The organism is Haloferula sp. A504 (assembly GCF_044385805.1).
Taxonomy (GTDB): Bacteria; Verrucomicrobiota; Verrucomicrobiia; order Verrucomicrobiales; family Akkermansiaceae; genus Haloferula.
On record NZ_JBISBU010000001.1, the window covers coordinates 22358 to 46699 of the forward strand.

At 63.9% G+C, this 24342-nt stretch carries 15 protein-coding genes; 12 read left to right on the forward strand and 3 right to left on the reverse strand.

Annotated features, from left to right (window positions below; genetic code table 11):
• Positions 1-8 precede the first annotated feature (8 nt).
• Positions 9-1277, forward strand: coding sequence for a hypothetical protein (locus tag ACG2LG_RS00085; RefSeq protein ID WP_396255248.1), 1269 nt, complete (start codon positions 9-11; stop codon positions 1275-1277).
• A gap of 1 nt (position 1278) precedes the next feature.
• On the opposite strand, the gene ACG2LG_RS00090 is transcribed toward ACG2LG_RS00085, so the two are convergent.
• Both ACG2LG_RS00090 and ACG2LG_RS00095 read right to left on the reverse strand, forming a co-directional pair.
• Positions 1279-1932, reverse strand: a complete 654-nt coding sequence (locus ACG2LG_RS00090; RefSeq protein WP_396255250.1) for a hypothetical protein — start codon at positions 1930-1932, stop codon at positions 1279-1281.
• A gap of 92 nt (positions 1933-2024) precedes the next feature.
• Positions 2025-3371 carry an LptF/LptG family permease gene (locus tag ACG2LG_RS00095; protein ID WP_396255251.1) on the reverse strand — a complete coding sequence of 449 codons (1347 nt, stop codon included), beginning with the start codon at positions 3369-3371 and terminating at the stop codon, positions 2025-2027.
• Here ACG2LG_RS00095 and ACG2LG_RS00100 point away from each other — a divergent pair.
• Positions 3370-5499: an ATP-dependent DNA helicase gene (locus ACG2LG_RS00100; RefSeq protein ID WP_396255253.1), complete on the forward strand. Its 2130-nt coding sequence runs from the start codon at positions 3370-3372 to the stop codon at positions 5497-5499. The genes ACG2LG_RS00095 and ACG2LG_RS00100 overlap by 2 nt on opposite strands.
• A 73-nt stretch (positions 5500-5572) precedes the next feature.
• On the opposite strand, the gene ACG2LG_RS00105 is transcribed toward ACG2LG_RS00100, so the two are convergent.
• On the reverse strand, positions 5573-6277 hold the full coding sequence (locus ACG2LG_RS00105) for a type I 3-dehydroquinate dehydratase (protein ID WP_396255255.1): 705 nt from the start codon (positions 6275-6277) through the stop codon (positions 5573-5575).
• Positions 6278-6435: 158 nt separating this feature from the next.
• On the opposite strand from ACG2LG_RS00105, the gene ACG2LG_RS00110 reads away from it, so the two are divergent.
• From ACG2LG_RS00110 to gyrA, 10 genes are all read left to right on the forward strand, one after another.
• Positions 6436-7059: an Amuc_1102 family pilus-like protein gene (locus tag ACG2LG_RS00110; RefSeq protein ID WP_396255256.1), complete on the forward strand. Its 624-nt coding sequence runs from the start codon at positions 6436-6438 to the stop codon at positions 7057-7059.
• A 44-nt stretch (positions 7060-7103) separates the two neighbouring features.
• On the forward strand, positions 7104-8951 hold the full coding sequence (locus tag ACG2LG_RS00115; protein ID WP_396255258.1) for an Amuc_1101 family PilM-like pilus complex protein: 1848 nt from the start codon (positions 7104-7106) through the stop codon (positions 8949-8951).
• A gap of 13 nt (positions 8952-8964) precedes the next feature.
• Positions 8965-10002, forward strand: coding sequence for an Amuc_1100 family pilus-like protein (locus ACG2LG_RS00120; RefSeq protein WP_396255259.1), 1038 nt, complete (start codon positions 8965-8967; stop codon positions 10000-10002).
• 7 nt (positions 10003-10009) lie between these two features.
• Positions 10010-11056, forward strand: coding sequence for an Amuc_1099 family pilus-like system protein (locus tag ACG2LG_RS00125; protein WP_396255261.1), 1047 nt, complete (start codon positions 10010-10012; stop codon positions 11054-11056).
• Between the two features lie 94 nt (positions 11057-11150).
• A complete protein-coding gene (locus tag ACG2LG_RS00130; RefSeq protein WP_396255263.1) occupies positions 11151-13724 on the forward strand; it encodes an Amuc_1098 family type IV pilus outer membrane protein in 2574 nt (857 codons plus the stop codon).
• A 372-nt stretch (positions 13725-14096) separates the two neighbouring features.
• On the forward strand, positions 14097-15986 hold the full coding sequence (gene rho / locus ACG2LG_RS00135) for a transcription termination factor Rho (protein WP_396255264.1): 1890 nt from the start codon (positions 14097-14099) through the stop codon (positions 15984-15986).
• 73 nt (positions 15987-16059) lie between these two features.
• Positions 16060-17787: a hypothetical protein gene (locus tag ACG2LG_RS00140; protein WP_396255266.1), complete on the forward strand. Its 1728-nt coding sequence runs from the start codon at positions 16060-16062 to the stop codon at positions 17785-17787.
• 127 nt (positions 17788-17914) lie between these two features.
• Positions 17915-18970: a ribonuclease D gene (locus tag ACG2LG_RS00145; RefSeq protein WP_396255268.1), complete on the forward strand. Its 1056-nt coding sequence runs from the start codon at positions 17915-17917 to the stop codon at positions 18968-18970.
• Between the two features lie 145 nt (positions 18971-19115).
• Entirely contained in the window at positions 19116-21668 is a 2553-nt protein-coding gene (gyrB, locus tag ACG2LG_RS00150) for a DNA topoisomerase (ATP-hydrolyzing) subunit B (protein WP_396255270.1), read from the forward strand.
• Positions 21669-21702: 34 nt separating this feature from the next.
• The gene (gene gyrA / locus ACG2LG_RS00155) at positions 21703-24324 is read left to right on the forward strand and encodes a DNA gyrase subunit A (RefSeq protein ID WP_396255271.1); all 2622 of its coding nucleotides are present in this window, start codon (positions 21703-21705) and stop codon (positions 24322-24324) included.
• Positions 24325-24342 lie beyond the last annotated feature (18 nt).

Consider the following 24342-nt stretch of genomic DNA (forward strand, 5'->3'; position numbering starts at 1 on the left):
GTCCACTGATGAAAATCTGGATCCTTGTCCTGGCCTTGACCGGGGTGCTCGCGGCCGGGCCGACGGAGTCGCGCGAGTGGACGGCGACGAACGGCAAGACCGTGGAAGGCAGCGTGCTGCGAATCGAGGGCGACAAGGCCGTGCTCAAGCGCGCCGACGGTCCGGAGGTCAAGGTGCCGCTCTCCCTTTTCGTTGAAGGCGACCGGAAGTTGCTGCACGAGCACTTCGGGATCGAGGCGGGAGGAAATGCCACGGCAAGCGGGGCCGCCGCCGCCGAGGGCCTCCCCTTCGAACAGGGCGAGGTGGTCGGGCCGGTCGATGCCGGCGACGGGGCGACCTACTACCTCTACCTGCCCAAGTCGCTGAAGGCGGAGCGCAAGGCCCCGCTGCTCTTCTACACCGATGCGGGAGGCGGCAGCCCGCGCCAGCTCCAGGGGATCCGGGAGGGAGCGGAGGTCTGCGGATGGGTGACGGCGATCAGCGTCGAGTCGAAGAACGGCGAGTCGGTGGAGCACAACAAGCGGGTCAGCAAGGCCTGCGTGGATCACATCCTCGAGACCCTGCCGGTGGACGGGGACCGGCTCTATTTCACCGGAAATTCGGGTGGGGGTGCGATGTCGATGTTCAATGTCGACGAACTGAAGGGGGCCGGCGGTATGCCGAACATCGGCTACATCCCGCAGGGCTGCGATCCACCGAAGGGACACTACTACGTCCTTAGTGGTGGGAGCGACTTCAACCGCTACCTCTCGGCCCACATCGGGAAGAAATTCGGCAAGGACGCGGTGCACCGGATGCACCCGGGCGGGCATGACGGAGGTCCCCAGTCGATGCGGGTGGACGGGATGATCTGGCTCAACGCCCGCTTTCTCGAGGAGGAGCGGCGCGACCACGCGGAGGAGGCGCTGGATTTCGAGGCGGCGGTGATCGCCATGATCCGCGACCTCGCGGGGAAGGAGCCGCACCGGGCCTATTCGATGGCGCGTGTGCTCAAGGACGACTATGCGATTTCAGGAGCCAATCTCGGTGTCGTGGATGCCCTGCTGGGCGAACTGGGTGCCGAACCGGACAACGTCCGCTACCATGAGGGTCTGCTGGCGATCGACGAGTTCTCGGAGGATGAGTTCGCCGAGTTCGGCGAAGGTGGGGGATCGAAGATGGGGCACGCCGATCCCAAGGTGACCCGCAAGGCCGAAGCACTTGCGGAAAAGTATCAGGGCGTGCCGATGATCGAGGACACCTTCAAGGCCATGGCCAAGCCCACCGTCGGAGGCTGACTCAGTCGCGTTTCTCGTCCTCTTCTTCTTCCTCGCTGTCGTCGCCGTCCTGCGGTCCGGCATCCGTCTCCTCCTCGGGTGAATCCGCTTCTCCGGGGTCTTCTTCTTCCCCTTCGGCCTCCGCCTCGGGTTCCGGGATTCTGCCGCCGTGCTCCAGCAGGAGGATGACTTCCTCCTGAACACTTTCGACCTCATCGAGCGGAATGTTCGGATCGCGGATGAGGAAGGCGTCGCCGGTCTTCCGGTGTTCGTACACGCGAAGGGTTCCGGTCGGAATCGTCTGGGCATCGGTCTCGCGGAGAAGCTTCTTCCGCTCGAGCATCACCGCGAGGATGTAGCGGACGTTCTCGGTGTGTTCCTCGTCTTCATCGACCAGGCGGCGGAGCAGGGTTTCCGGGTCCTCCTTTTCCATCGGATCCACTTTTTCGTCCTGCGCGGGTGGCTCGTAGGTGCTGCGCCAAAAGGAGAACGCGGATTCGTCCTCTTCGCCGCGGGCCTCCCAGGCCTCGAGCGAAAAGTCCCTCCTCAGGTAGCCACTCGATTCCGGGTCGGGAAACAGGGCCGTGACGATCTGTTGTCCTTCCTCGAAGGGCTTCTCGGTGATCGCGCACTGGCGGGCGCGTGAACGGATGTGCCAGGATTCTTGTAGGGCCATGGGGTGTAAAAGCTGAAACTCTGAAAAGCTGAAAAGCTGAAAAGCTGAAACGCTGAAATGCTGAACTCTGAACTCTGAACTCTGAACTTGGATCACGCCTCGTTGGGGATCATGCGGCGGATGACCTGATAGATCGGGCGTCCGGTGAGCCGCCGCCGGAACAGGTAGAGGGCGAGGACGCCGAAGATCAGGTTCGGCAGCCAGGCGGCGAGCATGGGCCGCAGGTGTCCCGAGTCGCCGAGGCTGAGGCAGATGGTGGTGACGAAGAGCAGGCCGGCGCAGAGGAAGACCGCGAGCGCCAGGCCGCCCGAGGTGCCGCGGCGGGAAAAGAAGATGCCGAGCGGGGTGGCCAGCAGGACCACGATCACGCAGTTGAAGGGCTGGGCAAAACGATGGTGCCACTGGGTCAGGTGGGCCGCCTCGCCCCGCGGGTCGTTGGCGCGCGGGCTGCGCAGCCAGCCGACGAGTTCCGGGACGCCGAGCTGGTTGGTCGGAAGACCCGGGCGGATGATCTCGGCGGGGGTTTCCCGCCAGGTGCGGACGATGTAGGGGTTGGGCAGGTCGGGTTCGTAGAGTGGGGGTTCGCCGGCCTTGATGTGGCGCAGGGTGGCATCCTCGAAACGCCACGAGCCGTCTTTCGGCGACCATGAGGCGGAGCGGGCGACGAGGACGGATTTCAGCTTGCCCTGACCGGTCTCGCCAATGATCCGCACGCGCTGCAGTGGGGCGCCCTTCTGGTAGTTCGGGGGGAAGCTCCCGACCATCCACAGCCGTCGTTCCCGCGGGTTGCGGAACTGGACGAATTCGGCAGCCACCTCATCCAGCCCCCGGGCGGCATCGAGGATCTTCTTTTCCCGGGCATTCGACTGCGGCGCCCAGTGGAAGTTGAGTCCGGCACTGAGGGCTCCGGCCAGCAGCCCGGCGATCAGGAAGGGCTGGGTGATGCGCCCGATGCCGCGGCCCGTCTGCAGCATCGCGACGATTTCACGCGAACCCGAGAGACGGCCGAGGCAGAACAGCAGCGACAGCATCAGGGCGTAGGGCAGCAGGGTGACGGTGAGTTCCGGCAGGCGCGCGATGTAGAGCTGCAGGGCGGTGCCTGCGAGGTCGCCGCTGGCCTTCAGCTCCTGGAGGTTGTCCTCGACATCCATGAGCAGCCAGACGACCGCCAGGGCTCCGAAGGTGATCGCAAACAGGGCCAGGAACTGGCGCGAGACGTAGCGGGCGATCGTCCCGCCGAAGCAGTAGAGCAAGGCTCCGAGGGCGGGCAGCAGGCAGAGCCCGCCGACGACCAGCGGGCGCAGGCGCTCGGTGGCGATGTCGGCATTGGGGAAGCTGGCGATGCGCTCGGCGACCTTGGCCTGCTCGATGGGCATCAGACGGGAGGCAATCGCCAGTCCGAGACCGCAAAGCAGGAGGGGAATCAGGAACCGCCGCATGTTGACCGCCGGAGAATGGGTGCGCGGGGCCGCGGGTGCCAAGTGCCGAATGGGGATTGCGGGCACCAAAACGACGACCCGCCACTTCGCGCTTGGAAGTCGGGCGGGGGATGCGCGAAATGCGGCGAGCATGATCGGTCTGGCGGGAGAGCAGGGGGTTCCGGAGGGTTTCGCCCGTGAAATCGGCGAGGCCTTTTCGCCGGGCGGCCTGCTGGCGCGATCAAAGGACTTCGAATTCCGTCCGGAGCAGACCGAGATGGCGGTTGCGGTCGCCGAGGCGCTGCAGGAGCGCCGGTCGCTGGTCGTCGAGGCCGGCACCGGCGTCGGCAAGTCGCTCGCCTACCTGCTGCCCGCCGCCCGCTACTCCCTGGAAAGCGGGCGCAAGGCGATCGTCTCGACCCACACGATCAATCTCCAGGAGCAGCTCGTCCACAAGGACATCCCCATCGTCCGCCGCCTGCTCGGCGAGGACCTGCCGGCGGTGCTGCTCAAGGGGCGCCACAACTACCTGTGTCCGGCCCGGCTGAGCCGCGCCCGCCAGCAGACCGGCGACCTCTTCACCTCCAGCGAGAACGAGGAGCTCGAGGCGATCGCGAAATGGGCGGAGGGCACCCGCGACGGCACGCTGAGCGATCTCGACTTCCAGCCGTCGATGAAGGTCTGGTCGCAGGTCTGCTCGGAGGCCCACATCTGCACCGCCCGCCACTGCGGCCCCCGCGGCAACTGCTTCTTCCAGGAGACCCGCAAGCGGGCGGCGGAAGCCCGGGTGCTGGTGGTCAACCACACGCTTTTCTTCGCGCTGATCGACACCGGTGAGTGGTCGGAGGACGGCCGGGCCGAGGGATTTCTTTTCCCCGACGACTTTGTGGTGCTCGACGAGGCCCACACCGTCGAGCAGGTCGCCGCGGTGCAGCTCGGCCTCAGGGTCAGCCAGGCCGGCCTGCGCTTCGACCTCCAGCGATTGTACGATGGTCGTCGTAGAAAAGGGATCCTCAAGAGTCATGGCAGGGCCTCGGTGCTGCGGGCGGTGGAGGAGGCCCGGGTGGCGAGCGAGCGTTTTTTCGAGGCGATCGGGGGGGCGGCGTCGTTCGGCGACTGGTCGAAGGAATGGCGGGTGCGCGAACCCGACCTGGTCCCGAACACCGCGGGCGGGCCGCTGCGGCGGCTGTGGCAGGAGATCGACGCGATCGCCGAGGACGTGGATCACGAGACCAGCCGCGCCGAGCTGCAGGATGCCTCGCGGCGCCTGCGCGAGTTCCACGGCGGCATCCAGGCCTTCCTCGAGCAGAGCTCGGAGGACAGCGTCCACTGGGTGCAGAAGGCGGGCCGCGACGAGACGCAGTTCTCGCTGCATGCGGCGCCGGTGCGGGTGGCCGACAAGCTGCGTCCGCTGCTTTTCGGCGAGGACAAGACCTGCGTGATGGCCAGCGCCACGCTCGGCGTGGGCGATCCCGACCTGAGCTGGTTCCGCGGCCGGATCGGCGGCGAGGAGGTCGAAGCCCGGGTGATCGGCAGTCCCTTCGACTACCGCCGGCAGATGGTGGTGAAGATCTGGAAGTCGATGCCCGAGCCGAATGCCGCCGGCTACGACCGGGCGCTGGTGAAATGCATCGGCGAGGCGGTGGAGGCCAGCAGGGGGCGGGCCTTCGTGCTCTTCACGAGCTACCGGGTGATGCGCGAGGCGGCGCGGGAACTCCGGGATTCCTTCGAACGGAACGGCTGGAGGCTTCTGGTCCAGGGTGAGGGCATGCCACGCCACCGGATGATCGAGGAATTCCGCGGCGACGTGGACAGCGTGCTCTTCGGCACCGACAGCTTCTGGACCGGGGTGGATGTGCCCGGCGAGGCGCTGTCGAACGTGGTGGTGACCCGCCTGCCCTTCGCGGTGCCGGACCATCCGCTCACCCAGTCGCGGCTCGAGGCGATCGAGGAGGGGGGCGGCAATCCCTTCATGGAATACTCGGTGCCCGAGGCGATCCTCAAGCTGCGCCAGGGTGTCGGTCGCCTGATTCGTACCGCATCGGACTCGGGCATGATCTGCCTGCTCGACAAGCGCGTCCTGAGCAAGCGCTACGGCGGGCTCTTCCTCCAGGCCCTGCCCGAGGCGAAGCGCGAGGTCATCGGATGAAGGAAGAGGACCGCCGATTTCCGAATCGGCACCCGGCAACTCGGGAAGATTGCCGATTCGGAGATCGGCGGTCCTATCGCTCCTTTTCGACCGACTCGATCGCCTGACGAAGCTGGAAGGCGCTCCACTGGCCGGGGGCGGTCGGGGTGTCGCCGAGGTAGCCGTAGTTGAGCACCGATCCCAACTGGGCGAAGAGCAGTCGCGAGGCGGGGGCCAGCGGTCCCATCCCCATGAGGGAGACCGGGAAGCCGTCGCCGTGGCCGAGGAACAGGGCCAGGGGTCCGAGTCGACCGGGTTCCCAGCCGAGATCGACGGCGGCCTTGAAGCCGGAAGCGCCGAGCTGGCGGGCCGCCTGACGGCGCGCCTCGAGTTCATCGATGGCGGGGGTGCCGCTGAAGTCGTGGCAGGAGGCCAGCCACGGGATGTCGCGCTCCGCCAGTTCGCCGATCAGCGCCCGCATGGCGTCGGCCGAGGCGAGCTCGACGTCCACGATGGCCGCATCGTCAAGGCTCGTTCGCAGCCGGCGCAGGCGTTCGTCGGCATCCAGCCCCGGGGCTCCTCCCTCCGCCTCGCATCGCGCCGTGAAGAGCAGCGGCAGGTCGCCGAAGCGGCGCCAGGGCTTTGCCTCGACGGTGTCATCATCCAGCAGGTCGAGCCGGATTTCCACGATGTGGCAGGCCTTCCGGATCTCCGCCTCATCGACCCCGGCGAGCACTGCGGCGGTGCCGATGCTGCCGACAACCTTCGGCTGGCCCGGATCGAGGAGGGGATGTGCCATTGGCGCAAGCGAAAGCGCGAGCCCTCGTGCATGTCAATCGCAGCGTCTTGATCGAGGGGTTTCTTTGTAAATACGAAGCGCGTTTTTTGTGACAATTACGAGCTTTTCTCTCGCCAATGCCCGGGCGTGGCGACTAGTTCTCGGGGAGCAAAACCCCTATGAAAACGAGATCTTCTTTCCTGCGAAGCGTCGTCCCGGCGCTGGGTGTCGCGCTGGCCTTCTCGCTCTCACCCCAGTTGATGGCCCAAGGCCGCGTGGATATCGGCTCGCTTGAGTTCGACGAGCTGCCCTCGCCGGACCTCGGCGGAACCAAGAACAAGAGCTTCAAGCCCAAGGACTGGCTTGAGGTCGAGGCGGGTCTCACCGTCCCGGCGATGAACCGCGAGCAGGAGGCCACCGGCTTCGTCGACAAGATCGTGGTGAAGTGGTACGTGGCGGTGAAGGAGAAGGCTTCCGGCCGGGTGATGCTGCTGACCAAGGACATCACGCACCTGAACATTCCGGTCGACGAGGAGGTCTTCACCTCGGTCTATCTCTCGCCGAACACCCTCAAGCGGCTGACCGGCAACGACCGCGCCGGCAAGAGCTCGGTGGAGGTCGTGGCGCTCGAGGTGCTCGTCAATGGCGTGAAGGTCGGCGAGGAAACCTCGAAGATGAAAAGCGGCTGGTGGAACTCGCCGAACCTCGGTCGCGGCGACCGCTTCCCGCTGCTCAGCAAGGCGGAGACCCCTTTCAAGATGTACTGGTGGGATCGCTACGCCGAGATTGAGGAGGAGCGCTGAAGATTCCCTGCTGATCGTTTCCCCGCATCTCTGACCTTCCTCTCATGGCTGACCAATCGTCCACCATCACCCTCAACATCGGAACCCAGCGGGTCGCAGCCGCCGTTTTCGAGACATCGAAGTCCGGCGAACTCGTGCTGAAGGCCTACGACGACGAGAAAATTCTCGCCGATCCGGCCACCGACGCCGCGCGTCCGGCCCAGATCCGCGCGGCGATTTCCGAGCTGGTCGGTCGTCTCGGGCTCAAGGGCAAGGCCCGCTACGCGATTTCCGGACAGTCGGTCTTCATCCGCTTCGTCAAGCTTCCGCCGCTCGACGATGACAACATCGAGCAGCTCGTCACCTTCGAGGCGCAGCAGCACGTGCCCTTCCCGCTGGAAGAAGTGGTCTGGGACTATGAGATTCTCGAATCCGGTGGCGAGAAGGAGGTCGTGATCGTCGCGATCAAGGGGGAGGCGCTCGAGGAAATCAACGAAGGGGTCGATGATGCCGGGCTCGGCACCGCCGAGGTGGATGTCTCGCCGATGGCCCTCTACAACGCCTTCCGGGCCGCCTATCCCGACATCGACGAGCCCGTGCTGCTGATCGATGTGGGAGCCAAGACCAGCGACCTGCTCTACATCGAAGGAAACCGTTTCTTCACCCGCAGCGCGAATGTCGGCGGGGCGGCGGTCTCCACGGCGATTGCCAAGGAGTTCGACGTGCCCTTCGTCGAGGCGGAGGCCCACAAGACCCACGGTGGCCTGGTGGCGCTGGGTGGTGGCCACACCGAGCAACTCGATGAGGCGACGGCCGCCCTGGCCATGTGCATCCGCAATGCGATGACCCGGCTGGCGACGGAGATCCCGCGCACCACCAACTACTACCGCAGCCAGCACGGCGGCAGCGCGCCCAAGCGTGTCTTCCTTGCCGGTGGCGGGGCCAATCTTCCCTACGCCAAGGAGTTCTTCGAAGAGAAGCTGCGCCTTCCGGTCGACTACTTCAATCCGCTGCCGGCGATCACGGTCGGGTCGGAGGTCGACACCGAACGCCTTTCCAAGGAGGCCCACACGATGGGCGAGCTGATCGGTCTCGGTCTCCGCGGCAGCGGTCGCTCCCGGCTCAACATCGACCTCGTGCCGGCGAAGGTCGGCGAGGCCCGCGCCGCCGAGAAACGCAAGCCCCTGTTCATCGCGGCGGCCGCGCTGCTCATGCTCGGTGCGCTGGTTGGAGGCGTCTTCAAGTGGCAGGCGGCGAACAAGGCACGCGAGGAGGCCGACAAGCTCGCCCGCATCGCCGATGAACTGCAGCAACCCGCGCAGGCGATCGACCGCCAGGTCAAGAAGCAGCAGAAGCTCGAGAACGTGGCCTCGATCTACGTCGGTGCCGAGCGCTCGCGGACCTTCTGGCTGGATGCCTTTGACGAGCTGTCGAATGCCTTCGCCAGCGAGTTCGTCTGGATCACCGACATGGATCCGGTGGCCGCCTATCAGCCCTTTGCCGAGAAGCCGCTCGAGACGCCGAAGTCGGTGGTCAAGAAGGACTTCGGCCGCACCGCCTACGGGGGTGAGGGCCTGGAGAACGTGACCATCACGATCAAGGGCACGCGTCCGCGCGATCCGGACCGCAAGGTCGCCGCGTCGGTCAATGCCCTGCGCCTCAAGGGCTTCTGGCTCAACAGCAAGAGCAACACCAAGGGGCAGAACGTCGTTTACGACCTGCTGGCCCGGCTGCAGGAGAACGCCAAGGAGGGCGGCAGCCACTTCAAGTTCAGCGTCAAGCGCGACGGCAAGGATGTCGAACTGGAGAACAGCCAGTTGGTTCCCAAGATCGACGCGGCGCCGAAGGAGGGGGAGTATGCCGCCTATTTCGAGTTGATCCTGCCCCTCAGCCGGGAGGTCCGCCCCCGCTAAACCCCAGCAAAGAATGAGTTTTCAGGAAAACAAGTTTCCCATCCTGCTCGGAGCCGTGACCGCCGTGGTCACCGGTGGCCTGATCTTCTGGAGCATGAAGAGCGGGGGCAAGTACGAGGAGGCCAAGTCGGACTACGACAACGCCGACCGCAAGATCGGCCAGCTCATGCGCGTCGATCCGAAGCCGACCGAGGGCAACCAGGTTGCCAAGAAACAGGCGGTGGATGCCTATGCCGAATCGGTGGCCAAGCTGCAGGAGGCCTTCGATCCACGCCGCGCCACGAAGCTGCAGAACATCGAGCCGAGCGCCTTCACCGACTCGCTCCTTTCGGCCCGCAAGCGGGTGCTCGCCGAGTTCGAGAAATCCGGCACCACCGTGCCGGAGCAGTTCTTTCTCGGCCACGGCCGGTTTTCCGACACGCTGCCCCAGAAGAAGGACACCGGCGTGCTCAGCTACCAGCTCGGGGCCTTCGAGGATCTCCTCACCAAGCTGGCGCAGGCGGCGCCTACGGCCCTGACAAACATCTACTGGGCCGGAGTCCCCGAGGTTCCGGAAGGGGCGGCAGTCGTGCCCCATCCGATCGAGATCACCTTCCGCGGCCCGGAGTCGAGCCTGCGGGAATTCCTCTCCTCGCTCGATGATACCGGGAAATACTATTACGTTGTAAGGACGATGCGGGTCATGAACGAGCGCGACAGTGCCCCGAATGCCCAGGACGCCCGTTTTGAAAGGGTCGTGACCCCCACACCGGATCTGGGTGGGCCGGGCAGCATTTTCGGAGACCCCGGCGGCTTTGTCTTTCCCGAGGAGGATGGTCTCGAGGATCTCGACTCAACGGAGGATCCCGCGGATGGCGGGGCCGAGGGCGAGGGTGAGGGAGAGGGCCTGCCCGTCGAGGAGGTCCCGGCTCCCCCGGCACCCGCACCCGAACCGGCGGCTCCCACCGACAGCGGCGAGATCCTGAAGCAGGTCCTCGGCGACGAGAAGATCCAGGTCTTCCTGCGGATCGACGTGCTCCAATTCCTCGAACCCCGCGAGCTTCCCCAATAAGTTTCCCATGTCGAAAGCACCCAAGAACATCGAGAAGATCCTGCTGGGCGTGGGCCTGCTGGCCGGGGCCGGTCTGGCCTATCTCGGGTATTCGCAGTTCGCCGCAGATGCGTTCAACAAGTCGGCGCCGAATCCGCGCGATGGCGACGTCTCCGTCGCCGGTGCCGAGCAGATTCCCGGGACGATCAACTCCCTCCAGAGCGACCGCACCATCCGGGCCGCCACCGTGCCCTCGACCCGCTTGGATTCCGGCCAGCGCGAGGTCAACCTCTTTGTCGGCGTGCCGCTGTTCGCCGAGCGGGACAATCCGAACGATCCCATCGACCTGCTCCAGAGCCCCGACGTGCATCCGCCGATTCCGAACGAATGGTGGCTGAAGTACGAGATTTCTCCGGTGTACGCCGATTCCCCCCAGCGCGATGCGGATGAGGACGGCTTCAGCAACCTCGAGGAGTTCACGGCCAAGACCCTGCCGAATGATTCTGGGAGCCATCCGGAACTCGCCGACAAGCTGGCCTACGTGAAGGATGAAACGGTGACCTGGTTCCTCGAGTTCGGGTTCCAGGCGGGAGGCAAGTGGATTCCGAAATTCGAGAACCTCACCACCGGGGAGAAAAACCGCGTGCCTTTCGCCAATGGCCTTGAGCCGGGAGATGTCTTCTTCGGGGAGGAGCCGTTCAAGGGGCGCTTCAAGTTCATCGAGATCGAGGAGCGCGAAGTCTTCAACGAGCGGCTGAACATCAACGAGAAAAAGCAGTTCGGGAAGTACGAGGACCTCAAGGAGAACAAGAAGGGGACGCGGTATGAAGTTCCCAACCGCATTCCCAACGCCGTGAAGCCGCAGTATTACAACTACGACCGCACCGCCGTGCTGGAACTCCGCGCGCTCGGCATGGGAGGGAAGGAATTCAAGGTCGAGGAAAACACCCGCTTCGCCCTGCCGCCGGACGGCGATGACAAGAAATACCTCCTCAAAAACGTCACTCCCGAACAGATCGAGATCGAATGGGAGGTCGACGGCGAGACCCGGTCGCGGGTGATTCCGAAAGGATGAAGTTATCCTGTAAATACAATCCCAAGGCTTTGTGACAGCTTCGAAGAATTCGCTTTCCAAAGGCCGGTCAGACCGGCAGAACCACCCAGCAAATATGCATAAAAAGCCAACGCTTCCGACCCACACGACCGTGGCCACCTTGCTGGCCGCCGCGACGGTGATGCCGGTCATCATGACCTCGGCCCACGCCCAGAGTGGCCTCGCCCAGCGCGAGATGGTCCGCCGCCAGCAGGCCGTCAATGAATCCGACCGTCTTCGCGACGAGGCCCGCCTCGCCTATTCCAAGCAGGAATACAAGGAGGCCTACGATCTTTACACCCAGGCCCTCGACCTGCTCCCGGACGCCCCGCTGCTGAGGGAGCGTCGCAATTTTCTCAAGGCGTCGCGTGGTGATGCCGCAATCGCGGTGGCGGATCAGTATCGGCGCTTCGGCAAGTACGACGAAGCGCGGACGATGCTCGAAGATGTCCTAGAAGAGGATCCAAATAACCATCTGGTCAAGCAGCGGCTCAACTGGCTCGACGATCCGATCCGCACCAACCCGGCCCTGACCGTCGAACACTCGAAGGACATCGAGGAGGTCCGGCAGGGGCTCTACATGGCCCAAGGCTACTACGATCTCGGCCAGTTCGACGAGGCTCGCGAGGCCTACCAGGACGTGTTGCGCATCGACCGCTACAACTCCGCCGCACGCCGCGGCATGGAGCGTGTCGATGCCGCGCGCAGCGACTACTACAAGGCCGCCTACGATTCCACACGTGCCGAGCTGCTGGCCCAGGTCGATGCCGCATGGGAAATGTCCATTCCGCCGGAAGCGCCGGCCGGAAGTGGCATCATCGATTCCCAGGTTCGCGAGAGCGCCGGGGCCACCTACATCCTCCAGAAGCTTCGCAATATCGTGGTTCCGGTCATCGACTTCGAGGACACCTCGGTCGAAGAGGCCATCGACTACCTTCGTGTGCGCTCGATCGAACTTGATACCTTCGAGCTCGACCCCGACAAGAAGGGGATCAACTTCTTCATCCGCAAGCCGTCGAATGCCGGCGGCGGAGCCGACAACGGCCTCGATATCGGCGGTGGCGGTGGTGCCGCCCCGGGAACCGAGCGGATTTCCGAACTCCGCCTGCGCAACGTGCCGCTGGCCGAGGCTCTCGACTACATTTGCGAGGCGACCCGCCTGCGCTGGTCGGTCGACGACTTCGCCGTGACCATCAAGCCGGCCGGCGACGTCGACGAGGATCTCTTCACCCGCACCTTCAACGTGCCGCCGGACTTCGTGAACCGGATCGGGGGCGGAGGTGAGGAGGCCGGGGGCGGTGGTGACTTCGATCCCTTTGCCCCGGCGGCCGACAGTGGCCCCAGCTCGCTGAAGCCGAAGCAGAACATCACCGAGGCCCTCAAGTCGAACGGTGTCAAGTTCCCGGAGGGCGCTTCCGCCCAGTTCTTCGCCGCGAATTCCACGCTTCTCGTCCGCAACACGCCGACCAACCTCGACCTCGTCGAGACGATCGTGAACAACACCGTGGGCGACGCGCCGAAGCAGGTGAAGATCTCGACCAAGTTTGTCGAGGTATCCCAGGAAAACACCGACGAGCTCGGCTTCGACTGGATCATCTCGCCCTTTGGTCTTTCGGCCAACAGTGTCTTCCTCGGAGGCGGCACCATTGGCAACGGGGTTCCCCGCACCAATGCCGACTTCATCAGCCCGGTGAACTTCACCGCCATCCCCGGGGTGCCGATCGCTTCGGGCCAGAACGTCGAGAACATCGCCACCGGCGGCAACCGGTCCGGTGACGCCGCCCTCGCGCGGAACTCGATCGATGCGGTTCTGAACAACCCCACCCGTGCCGCTCAGAATTCGAGCGTGGCCCCGGGCATCCTGTCGCTGACCGGATTGTTTACGGACGGACAGGTTCAGATGATCATGCGGGGTCTCGCCCAGAAGAAGGGCACCGACCTGATGACCGCTCCGAGCGTGACCGCACGCTCGGGTGAAAAGGCCACCATCGAGATCATCCGCGAGTTCATCTACCCGACCGAATACGAGCCGCCGGAACTCCCGAACAGCGTCGGCAACAACGGTGGCAACGCCGGTGGTATCGGTGGTCTCGGCCAGGGACCTGCGATCTTCCCGGTCACGCCCGCCACGCCGACCGCCTTCGAGACCCGGAACACCGGTGTCACGCTGGAGATCGCTCCCAACATCGGGGCCAACGACTTCGTGATCGACCTCAACTTCGCGCCGGAAATCGTCGAGTTCGAGGGCTTCATCAACTACGGAAGCCCGATCCAGTCGCCGTCTTCGGATGCGCTTGGCAACCCGACCACCGTCACGATCACCGACAACCGGATCGAGATGCCCGTCTTCTCGACCCGCCGGGTGAATACCGCGCTGACCATCTTCGATGGCTACACCGTGGCCGTCGGCGGCCTCATGCGTGAGGACGTCCAGAACGTCGAGGACAAGGTGCCGATTCTCGGTGACATCCCGATCCTCGGCCGTCTGTTCCAGACCAAGGCCGAGAACCGGATCAAGAGCAACCTGATCATCTTCGTGACCGCGGAGATCATCGATGCCACCGGACGTCCGTTGAATCGTGGAGGGGCCACCGCTCCGATTGGAGACCCGGGCCTGCCCGATACGGTCGGCGTGCTTCCGACGCGCTGATATCCGGCCTGCCAGATCATGACCCAAGCGGGCGGGGGACCAGGTCCTCCGCCCGTTTTCGTCGAATGGGGAGCGCCGGCGTCCCGCCGGCACCTTTCGGCATTCTGCCGAAAGGTGCGGAGCCTGGCTTCCGAGAGCGACCGGACCGGTTGAGCCGGAGTGGCGCTTTCCGGAGCGCCGTACCGGGGCGGGGCGACCTCCCGGTCGCGGGGAAAGGCCATACTTCGCTTGCGGTCACCCCACCAATGCCGGCTGCACCAAGCGGCTGCAAGCCGCCCCGCCCCGGAATGGCTCCTTCAAGGAGCCACTCCACCGCCGGACTTCCCTCGCGACGCCGGATCGGTTTCACTCCGTGGCATGAGTATGAGGGTCATGGCCCTGACTGGTGGCGTCGCGAGTGGGAAATCCACGGCGTGCGCGATCTTCCGGGAGCTGTGTTCCGACCTCGTGCTGTTCGAGGCCGACGCCTCAGTACACCGGCTGCTGGCCTCCGACCCGGGGGTCGAAGCGGCGGTGGTCGGGCGCTTCGGCGCGGAATGCCGGGCACCTGGAGGCGGGATCGACCGCCCGGTGTTGCGCGAGCGGGTTTTCGGTGATGAGGCCGCTCGCCGCGACCTCGAGGGGATCCTCCATCCGCGAGTGAGGGAGGAATGTCTTGAATCCCTGGCCCGCGCGCGCAAGATCGGCGCGTCGCTGTTCCTTGCGGACATTCCGCTCCTGTTCGAAAACGATTTCGATTTCGGCCAGGAAACCAGTCTTCTGATCGCTGTCGGCCGGGATACCCAGCTCAAGCGCCTCAGGGATCGGAACGGCTTCGACGACGACCTCGCCCGGTCCATTCTGGATGCCCAGATGCCGACGGCGGACAAGATGCGCCGGGCGGACGTCGTTTTCTGGAACGAGGGCTCCCCGGAACTCCTGCGAGCGCAGGTCCGGCGATTTCTCCATACCCACTCGAACATGAGCGAACCAACACCCGATACTCCGGCTGCGGAAGCCCCTCCGACTTCGGTCATCGACATCAACGAATTCCGGGCCAGGTCGCTGGCAGAACTTCAGGCCATGGCGGAAGCCGTGCCCGGCCGGATGACTGCCTCCCCGACCAAGGCCCAGCTGATCTTCGAACTCCTCAGCTTCCACGCCCGCGAGGGGGCCGAGCTGATCGGCGAAGGGGTGGTCGAGCAGGCCAAGGAGAACTACGCGATGCTGCGCGATCCCGCCCGCAGCTTCCGGACTTCGCCCGACGACCTCCACATCAACGGCAACCTGCTGCGCGATTACGGGATCAAGCCCGGCCACCGGGTCAAGGTGCTGGTGCGCTCGCCCCGGGAGCGGGACAAGTTTCTCAGCGCGGTCGAGGTCCTCGAGATCGAGGGAGTTCCGGCGTCGGAGTTCGAACCCGGCAAGGATTTCGACAAGCTGACGCCGCTTTTTCCCGACGAACGGTTGATCCTGGAAGGGGAGGGACCCGCCGGGCTCAGTCCCCGGGCGATCGATTTGATCGCTCCGCTGGGCAAGGGTCAGAGGGGGCTGATCGTCGCTCCTCCGCGGGGCGGCAAGACCATCCTCCTCAAGCAGATTGCCAAGGCGATCCACGAGAATCACAAGGAGGTCGAACTCATTGTGGTGCTGCTGGACGAGCGCCCGGAGGAGGTCACGGACTTCGAGGAGACCGTCGGCGCGACGGTCTATGCTTCGACCTTCGACGAGGCACCGAAGCGTCATGCTCAGGTGGCGGACCTCGTCATCGAGCGCGCCCAACGGCTCGTGGAGCAGGGGCGTGACGTGGTGTTGCTGCTCGACAGCCTCACCCGTCTGGCCCGCGGCCACAATTCGGCCAACAAGGGTGGTCCGATCGGTTCCGGCGGCATCAGTCCCGCAGCCCTGCAGAAGTCCCGGAAATTCTTCGGCAATGCCCGGAATGTCGAGGACGGCGGAAGCCTGACGATCCTTGCAACGGCCCTGGTCGAGACCGAGAGCCGCATGGACGATGTGATTTTCGAGGAGTTCAAGGGTACCGGCAACATGGAGGTGCGGCTCGACCGCGAACTGGCCGAGCGGCGGATCTACCCCGCCATCCACATTCCCCAGAGTGGAACCCGCAACGACGACCGCCTCTACCATGCCGACGAGTTCCCGAAGGTGCTGGATTTGAGGCGCCAGCTGGCGGGATTGCCGGTCGGAGAGGCGATCGAGACCCTGATGAAGAATCTGGGCACCACCCAGAACAATACCGAATTGCTGCTCAGGGGGTTACGCTGATTTGGGTGTCCATGGAGCCGGACAGAGTTTGCCCTTGCCGGAGGGCTTGCGCTAAGGTGTAGTCCCTCTACGCATGAACGGAAGGACATCGACGGTTTCCGCCAAATTTCTCAAGTCTTCGATTGTCGGGGTGATTCTCGCTTCGGCATCGATTCCGAGCAACACGGCGCAAGCCCAGTTGACGGATCCTGAAGAGATTACCGATCTGTTCTTGCGATGGGCTGTGAGCCAGGGATCCACGGGTCCGCGTGGCTTCATCCGGACCCAGCGTGTCATCCGCCAGACCGGTCCCCAGACCGCGGCTTTCGTTTCGGGAGAGGTTGAGTTCGTGGTGGCCGATGGCGCGATCGGCGGCATCTGGCGCGACCAGATCATCCCCTTCTTTGAGGAGTGGGACACCGACCAGGACGGCTGGCGTGACGTGGTGGAGCAGGAGTACCAGGGCCAGGTGGGTCTGACTCCCGCTGGCACGGATTGGGCCCTCGATCCGTTCTACAACCCGCCCCGTGACCAGTTTCCTCCGGACGTCTTCTGGACGGTCCTGGCCAACGGTTCCCGTCTTCCCGTGCGGCCCGAGGGTTCCGCTCCGGCCACTCTGGTCCTTCCGTTCGCAGGCAACTCCGTGATTCTCGCATCCGGACCCCCGAGTCCGCTGCCGAAACCTCAGGTGCTGTTCAATTACTCGACATCGTTCTTTGTCACGACCCAGGCAGGATCCGGATTCCTGAACGGACTTTCGGTCTACCACTGGTCGAAGAAGTACACCAGCAACCTTGGCGGAGCGATCATGGAAAAGGAGATCCTCCCCTCCGATGCGTATCGCCTTCAGTTTCCGGTCACCACCAACCCCGCGCAGACCACGACCGTTTCACTGAACCACCTGCCCGTACCCAACGGCGCGCTTACTCTCGGTCTGCGGCGCCCTGACTGGTTGATTCGCAAAGTCGAAACCTTCGTCGGGACCAACCAGCAGTTCGCCGAGCAAAAGTGGTCCAATGGCCGGCTGGTCCTCGATCCTGTGTTGGTGAACTATTTCACCATGGACAATCTTACCGGGCTGTTTGCCAATCCCTTCAATGACCGGCTTGCAATCAGTGTTCTGGACGAGGCCGGGGAGGTGATCTGGCCCCCGCTCTCGGGATCCGGTTTCGTTCTCAACCTGCAGCAACCGACCTTCCCTTTGGTCTTCGGGCAGCTTTATGGGACGCCCGGGCTTGGAGGGAATCCCACCTCGAAGCTTTCGGTAAACGGCGAGATCGCCATCTTCTACCAGCGCAACGTCTCCACTCCTCCGAGTGGCGGGGATGTCTCGTCGGTGGAGTTGCGTATTCCGGTCAAGTTTGAGCAGAGCTACCAGTCATGGCGTCAGCTCTTTTTCGGAGCCAATGCCTTCAATGATGTGATTTCCGGGAAAAACGCGGATCCGGACGGTGACGGAATCGTGAACATCGATGAATTCGAGGGTGGAACGAATCCGAACGTGATCGACCTCGGCCCGCTCTTCATCACTTTCGCGCCACCTCCGATTGCCGCTGCGCCTGGTGCCGGGGCCCTCATGGCCGATGGCGACGACGTGCCGCAGATCCGGTACGACAAGCCTGGTGGTATTGAGTCGCAATCAACCCGCACGGTCGAGTATTCCTTCGAGACATCGACGAACGGAACGGATTGGGATACGATCGATGAGACCCGCTGGGACGTCGACGAGGACGATGTGAGCATGTCCGCCACCTACACCGGCAGCGACCCGCTTCCGCCGACCATGCTGTTCCGGGTGCGATACACCACCCCGGCCGAGTAGGCAGGTGGGTGGAGCCAGCAGTGGGTCGGCGGTGAAATCTGCGTTCGAATACTCTTGCTCCCGTCATCGGGCTTCCTGACGCCGGGCTCGGAGCCATAACTTGATGGAAGCGATTGGGAATGATTTCATGATTGAGACGCCGGAGGCCCTTGGAGAGTTGCTGAGTCGGGCGAAGGGGGCATCGGTTTGTGCGGTGGATACCGAGGCGGACAGTCTTCACCGCTACCGGGAATCGCTGTGTCTGATTCAGTTTGCGTGGGGCGACGAGTCCACTCTGATCGACCCCCTGGCCATCGACGACCTCGGGGCGTTCTACGACTATCTCGGCAGCCGCATCGTCTGGATGCACGGGGCGGACTACGACATGACCATGCTCCGCCGCGAGTGCGGCGTGATTCCCGAGAAGGTCTACGACACCCAGATCGGAGCCCGCCTGCTGGGCATCCGGAAGTTCGGCCTGGGCAACCTGGTCGAGCACTACTTCGACATCAAGCTGTCGAAGTCTTCGCAGAAGGCCGATTGGGGCAAGCGCCCGCTTTCGCCGAAGATGGAAGAGTATGCGATCAACGATGTCCGCTACCTTCTGCCGATGGCCGAGATGATCGTGACGGGCCTGAAGGACAAGGGGCGCTACGATTGGTTCATCGAGAGCTGCGAGCAGGCGCGGGCGAAGGTGCTGGATCGTGACGAGTCGAAAGACGAACCCTGGCGCATCCAGGGTGCCGGGAGGCTGGATCGACCGGGACTCAACCTCCTGAAGCATCTCTGGTACTGGCGCGACCGGGAGGCCGAGCGCTGGGATCGGCCTTCGTTCATGGTGGCATCCAACAAGCAGCTGCTTCAGTGGGTGCAGGAGATTTCCGCGGGCGACCGCGTCGAGTTGCCGCGGCATTTCCGGCCCGACCGGCGGAGGCGTTTCCAAGCGGCACTCAAGGAGGCGGCGGCAACCGACGCCTCGGAACATCCGAAACGCCAGAGGGGTGTGAGGCGGCGTCGCGACCGGGACTTCGATCAACGGGTGGCCGAAATGATCAAACACCGCAACAAGGTGGGCGAGGAGCTCGATATCGATGGCTCCGTGATCGCGTCGAGGGCGATGATCGAGGCCTATGTGGCGGAAGATGACGACCACGAGGAGCAGTGGATGGGATGGCAGAAGAGCTGCCTGGGCCTTGACGATTAGACGGCTTGGCCCGGACGGGTGGGCGACTCTTCGCCGGGAGTCGTAATTTTTTGAAAATCAGGCGTTTGGAGTGAGGAAAAATGTCCTGCTGAGGGCATAATCGGCCTTGTCTCAACCCCGCGATTTTCGGATCTTTTCGGGGTTCATGTCCGAAGAGTCGAAAGAGCCCGAAGGGGAGCATACCAAGGTCAGCGGGGAGCAGAAGTACGGGGCCGAACAGATCGACAAGCTCGAGGGTTTGGAAGCGGTCAGGAAGCGCCCCGGGATGTACATCGGGGACCCGGATGTCAGGGGCCTGCACCATTGTGTGTTCGAGGTGCTCGACAACTCGATCGACGAGCATCTCGCGGGTTACTGCGACATGATTCGTGTCGCGCTGCACGTGGATGGCTCCGCAAGCATCAGCGACAACGGGCGCGGCATTCCGGTCGACACCCACCAGAAGTTCGGAATGCCGGCTGTGGAACTGGTGCTGACGAGCCTGCACGCCGGCGGCAAGTTCGGTCAGGGAGCCTACAAGTATTCCGGTGGTCTGCACGGGGTGGGTGCCAAGTGCGTCAATGCGCTTTCCGACTGGTTCAAGGCGGAGGTCATGCGCGACGGAAAGGTCCACTCGATCACCTTTGAGCGGGGCAAGACCACCAAGCCGCTGGAGGTGATCGGCAATGCCCCCGACGGCCACACCGGCACGACAATCACCTTCTTTCCGGACGCCACGATTTTCACCGACACCATCCAGTTCGAGTTCGACCGGCTGGCGAAGCGTCTGAGGGAACTCGCCTTCCTGAATCCCGGATTGACGATCGTGCTGGAGGACGAGCGACCCGAATCGCAGCAGAAGGAGTCGTTTTTTTATGCGAGGGGGATCGAGGAGTTCGTCGAGCAGCTGGGTGAAAGCAAGACCCTGGTCCATCCCGATCCGGTGATCCTCAAGGGCAAGCGCCAGATCGAGGTGGACTACGATGGAAAGATCACCCAGGACGACGTCTACGCCGACGTGGTCTTCCAGTACAACGACGGTTACCAGGACCAGATTCTCTGCTTTGCCAACTCGATCCCGAATGCCGACGGCGGGACCCACCTGAGCGGCTTCCGGGGTGCCCTGACGCGGGCGATCAACCAGTACGCCAAGGCCAACAAGATCCTCAAGGACAAGGATCCCGCGTTGAGCGGAGACGATGTGCGCGAGGGCATTGTCTGCGTGATCAGCGTCAAGATGCCGAATCCGCGCTTCAGTTCGCAGACCAAGGACAAGCTCGTCAACACGGAGATCGAAGGGGTCGTCGGGTCGATCGTTTACGAAGGCCTGCAGACCTACTTCGACGAGAATCCGAACCTCGCGAAGATCATCATCGACAAGGCGGTGAATGCCGCACGAGCCCGCGAGGCGGCACGCAAGGCCCGCGAGACCGTCCGGAAGTCGGTGCTTTCGGGAGGCGGGCTTCCCGGCAAGCTGGCCGACTGCTCGGAGCGCGATCCGGCGAAGTCCGAGATCTACATCGTCGAGGGCGACTCGGCGGGTGGCTCGGCGAAGTCGGGCCGCAACCGGCAGACCCAGGCGATCCTTCCGCTGCGGGGCAAGGTGATCAACGTCGAGAAGGCACGCCTTCACAAGGCCCTCCAGAACAAGGAGATCCAGGCGATGATCACCGCCATCGGTGCCGGGATCGGGGAGGGCGACCAGGAGGGGGCGTTCGATCTTTCCAAGGTCCGCTACCACAAGGTGATCATCATGACGGATGCCGACGTGGACGGCTCCCACATCCGCACCCTGCTGCTGACCTTTTTCTGCCGCCACATGTCGGAACTGGTGAAGGCGGGATACCTCTACATCGCGCAGCCGCCCCTGTACAAGGTGTCCCGCAAGAAGCGGGAGGAGTATGTGCAGGACGATGCCGCGCTGAGCCGGATCCTGATATCCCTCGGCTCCGAGGACGTCATCCTGCGGCGGCCCGACGGCTCGGACGCGGTCGATGCCGACCTGCTGAAGAGCATCCTTGAGGTGCTCGTCCAGCTCGGCCGCTACAAGCAGACCGTCGAAGGACACGGGGGCAGCCTGCGCTCGCTGCTTGATGCGCGTCATGACGGCAAGTTGCCCGAGTTCATGGTCCGGGTTCGCGAGGGCAACGAGGAGGAGGTCCACTATTTTCCCACGGAAAGGGAGTTGCTGGACTTCGCCGCCGGGAACCGTGATCTTCGACTGTTCGATGAGGACCTCAGCGAAGAGGAACTCGCCGAGTTCAAGGAGAGGTGGGGATCGATGCCCCGGCGGGCGGTGAAGTACGAGCTGCACGAGTCGTCGGCGATCACCCGGTTGCTGGCGAGGCTGGAAGAGTTCGGGGTGAAGACCGATCCGTTCTATTCCGACGACGAGCCGCTCTACGAAATGATCGAAGGGGATGGCGACGAGCCACCGGTTGCGGTTCACAACCTCTTCGAGATCCTCGACCGGGTCTTCGAGATCGGCCGGCGCGGCATGCGCATCCAGCGCTTCAAGGGTCTCGGGGAAATGAACGCCAAGGAACTCTATTCAACCACCATGGATCCGGCGACCCGCAAGCTGCTGCGGGTGAGGCTGGATGAGGAGAACCTGCTGGAGGCGGACAAGATGTTCGACGTCCTGATGGGTGACATCGTGGAACCGCGGAAGCGCTTCATCGAGGACAACGCACTCAACGTGCAGAACCTCGATGTCTGAGACCTGCCCCCAACCTTTCTAACGAATTTGCAAGATGTCTGAAGAATCGATCAGTTCGATCAACGTTGCCGATGAGATGTCGAAGTCCTTCCTGGACTACTCGATGTCGGTGATCATCTCCCGGGCGCTTCCCGACGCCCGGGACGGCCTGAAACCCTCGCAGCGCCGCATTCTCTATGCGATGCATCACGACCTCTCGCTGACGCCGGCCAAGCCCCACCTGAAGTGCGCGCGCATCGTCGGTGAAACGATGGGTAAGTACCACCCCCACGGCGACTCGGCGATCTACACGACGCTCGTGAACATGGCCCAGCCGTGGACGATGAGGGAGCGGCTCATCGACGGGCAGGGGAACTTCGGTTCGGTGGAAGGCGATGCGGCCGCGGCAATGCGGTACACCGAGGCGCGGATGGCCGCGCTCGGGTCGGCGATGATGACCGACATCGAGAAGGAGACCGTGGATCACCACGTCACCTACGACGAGAATTCCGTCGAACCCGACGTGCTCCCGGCGGCCTTTCCCAACCTGCTGGTCAACGGCGGAACGGGCATTGCGGTGGGCATGGCGACGAACATCCCCGCCCACAACCTCGGCGAGGTGATCGACGGCGTGTGCGCGCGCATCGACAGGCCTTCGATCTCCATCGAGGAGATGAAGGAGCACATCAAGGGTCCGGATTTCGCCACCGCCTGCGAGATCCGCGGCTTCAAGGGGATCGACAGCTATTTCCGCACTGGACGCGGCAGCGTGAAGATGCGGGGCACGATGGAGGTCGAGGAGAATGCCTCGGGCACCTCGACGATCACCATCCGCCAGGTGCCCCACGGGGTGAACCGCGCGGTGCTGCAGCAGCGCATCGCCGAGCTCGTGCGCGAGAAGGTGCTCACCGACATCTCCGGCATGCGGGATCTCTCGGACGAGGAAACGCGCATCGAGATCACGCTCAAGCGCGACGCGCGGCCCCAGGTCGTGGTCAACCAGCTCTACAAGCTGACCGCCATGGAGACCTCGTTCGGGGTCAACATGCTGGCAATCCACGAGCGGCGGCCGAAGCAGCTCTCGTTGATGGATGCCATCGACGCGTTCATCGAGCACCGGCGGGACGTGGTGGTCCGGCGCACCCGTTTCCTTCTCAAGAAGGCGGAGGACCGCGCCGAGAACCTCGAGGCCTTCCTGCTGGCACTCGGACACCTCGACGATTTCATCAAGATCATCCGCGAGTCCAGGAACCGCGACGAGGCTCGCGAGAAGCTCAAGGCCTACACTTTCGAAGTGGCGACCGCCGAGCGTCTCGGGGTGCTGATCCGCAGCCAGCCGAGCATCGAGGGCGATCGCTACGTCTTCACCGACCGCCAGGTCAACGCCATCCTCGAACTCCGCCTCTATCAGCTGACCGCGATGGAGCAGGACAAGATCAAGGGCGAGTACGACGCCGTGATCGAGGAGATCAAGGATCTCATGGACATCCTGGAGAAGGAGTCCCGGGTCCTGGAGATCATCAAGACCGAGCTGCTCGAGGTGAAGGAAAAGCACGCGACCCCGCGGCGCTGCCCGATCCTCCCGGACGAGGGCGAGATCGCCATCGAGGACCTGATCGCCAACGAGGGCATGATCGTGACGCTCAGCCACCGGGGCTACGTGAAGCGCACCCCGGCCAGCGAGTACCGCGTGCAGGGCCGGGGCGGCAAGGGAGTCCGGGGCATGGAAACCCGCAACGCGGCGGATCCCGACGAAAACGACTTCGTCGAGCAACTCTTCTCGGTGCAGGCCCATGATTACCTGATGTTCTTCACCAACACCGGGCGGGTTTATGTCGAGCGGGTTTATGAAATCCCGGAGGCATCCCGTGCCTCGAAAGGGCGGAGCATCAAGAACGTGCTGAACCTCCAGCCCGAGGAGACCATCGCCTCGATGCTTCGCCTGGAGCGCCGGACGGATGACGACGGCAATGACATCACCTTCTCCGAGGACCAGGGCTATGTGCTTTTCGCCACCCGCAGCGGGAAGGTGAAGAAGACCTCGCTTCACGATTTCCGGAACTATCGCAAGGATGGAATCATCGCGATCAAGCTCGAGGAAGGCAACGAGTTGATCGGCGTGCGCCTGACCACCGGCAAGGACGAGGTTATCCTCGTCACCCGTCAGGGGATGAGCCTGCGCTTCCCGGAGGAACAGTCGAGATCGATGGGCCGCGCCACTGCAGGGGTCGCGGGCATCAAGCCGGTGGAAGGCGACTACGTGGTCAGCCTCTCGCTGGTGAGCGAGGATGCCACGCTGCTGGTCGCCTCCGAGAATGGCATCGGTAAGCGCACGGCGTTCGAGGAGTACCGCTCCCAGAGCCGCGGAGGCAAGGGCATCATCACGATGAAGGTCGGTGAGAAGACCGGCGAAGTTGTCGGGGCGGTTTCGGTGGCCGAGGAGGATGAACTGATGCTGATGACCTCCGGAGGCCAGAGCATCCGGATCCGTGTCTCCGAGGTACGGACCGCCGGCCGGAACACCATGGGTGTGAAGCTGCTGACCCTGAAGAAGGGCGAGCGGCTTCAGGACATCGCTCGCGTGATTCCCGACGAGGATTCGGAGGATGCGGGCGAGGTCGATGAAGCCGGGGCGGCGGAGCCACCGGAACCTGAAGCGGAAAGCAGCGAAGAGTAAGCCGCCCGGACGGCGGGA

Bases quoted from the DNA above. Each gene is read 5' to 3' on its own strand.
- ACG2LG_RS00085 (WP_396255248.1), top strand. From the start codon at position 9: ATGAAAATCTGGATCCTTGTCCTGGCCTTGACCGGGGTGCTCGCGGCC.
- ACG2LG_RS00090 (WP_396255250.1), bottom strand. From the start codon at position 1,932: ATGGCCCTACAAGAATCCTGGCACATCCGTTCACGCGCCCGCCAGTGC.
- ACG2LG_RS00100 (WP_396255253.1), top strand. From the start codon at position 3,370: ATGTTGACCGCCGGAGAATGGGTGCGCGGGGCCGCGGGTGCCAAGTGC.
- ACG2LG_RS00095 (WP_396255251.1), bottom strand. From the start codon at position 3,371: ATGCGGCGGTTCCTGATTCCCCTCCTGCTTTGCGGTCTCGGACTGGCG.
- ACG2LG_RS00105 (WP_396255255.1), bottom strand. From the start codon at position 6,277: ATGGCACATCCCCTCCTCGATCCGGGCCAGCCGAAGGTTGTCGGCAGC.
- ACG2LG_RS00110 (WP_396255256.1), top strand. From the start codon at position 6,436: ATGAAAACGAGATCTTCTTTCCTGCGAAGCGTCGTCCCGGCGCTGGGT.
- ACG2LG_RS00115 (WP_396255258.1), top strand. From the start codon at position 7,104: ATGGCTGACCAATCGTCCACCATCACCCTCAACATCGGAACCCAGCGG.
- ACG2LG_RS00120 (WP_396255259.1), top strand. From the start codon at position 8,965: ATGAGTTTTCAGGAAAACAAGTTTCCCATCCTGCTCGGAGCCGTGACC.
- ACG2LG_RS00125 (WP_396255261.1), top strand. From the start codon at position 10,010: ATGTCGAAAGCACCCAAGAACATCGAGAAGATCCTGCTGGGCGTGGGC.
- ACG2LG_RS00130 (WP_396255263.1), top strand. From the start codon at position 11,151: ATGCATAAAAAGCCAACGCTTCCGACCCACACGACCGTGGCCACCTTG.
- rho (WP_396255264.1), top strand. From the start codon at position 14,097: ATGGCCCTGACTGGTGGCGTCGCGAGTGGGAAATCCACGGCGTGCGCG.
- ACG2LG_RS00140 (WP_396255266.1), top strand. From the start codon at position 16,060: ATGAACGGAAGGACATCGACGGTTTCCGCCAAATTTCTCAAGTCTTCG.
- ACG2LG_RS00145 (WP_396255268.1), top strand. From the start codon at position 17,915: ATGATTGAGACGCCGGAGGCCCTTGGAGAGTTGCTGAGTCGGGCGAAG.
- gyrB (WP_396255270.1), top strand. From the start codon at position 19,116: ATGTCCGAAGAGTCGAAAGAGCCCGAAGGGGAGCATACCAAGGTCAGC.
- gyrA (WP_396255271.1), top strand. From the start codon at position 21,703: ATGTCTGAAGAATCGATCAGTTCGATCAACGTTGCCGATGAGATGTCG.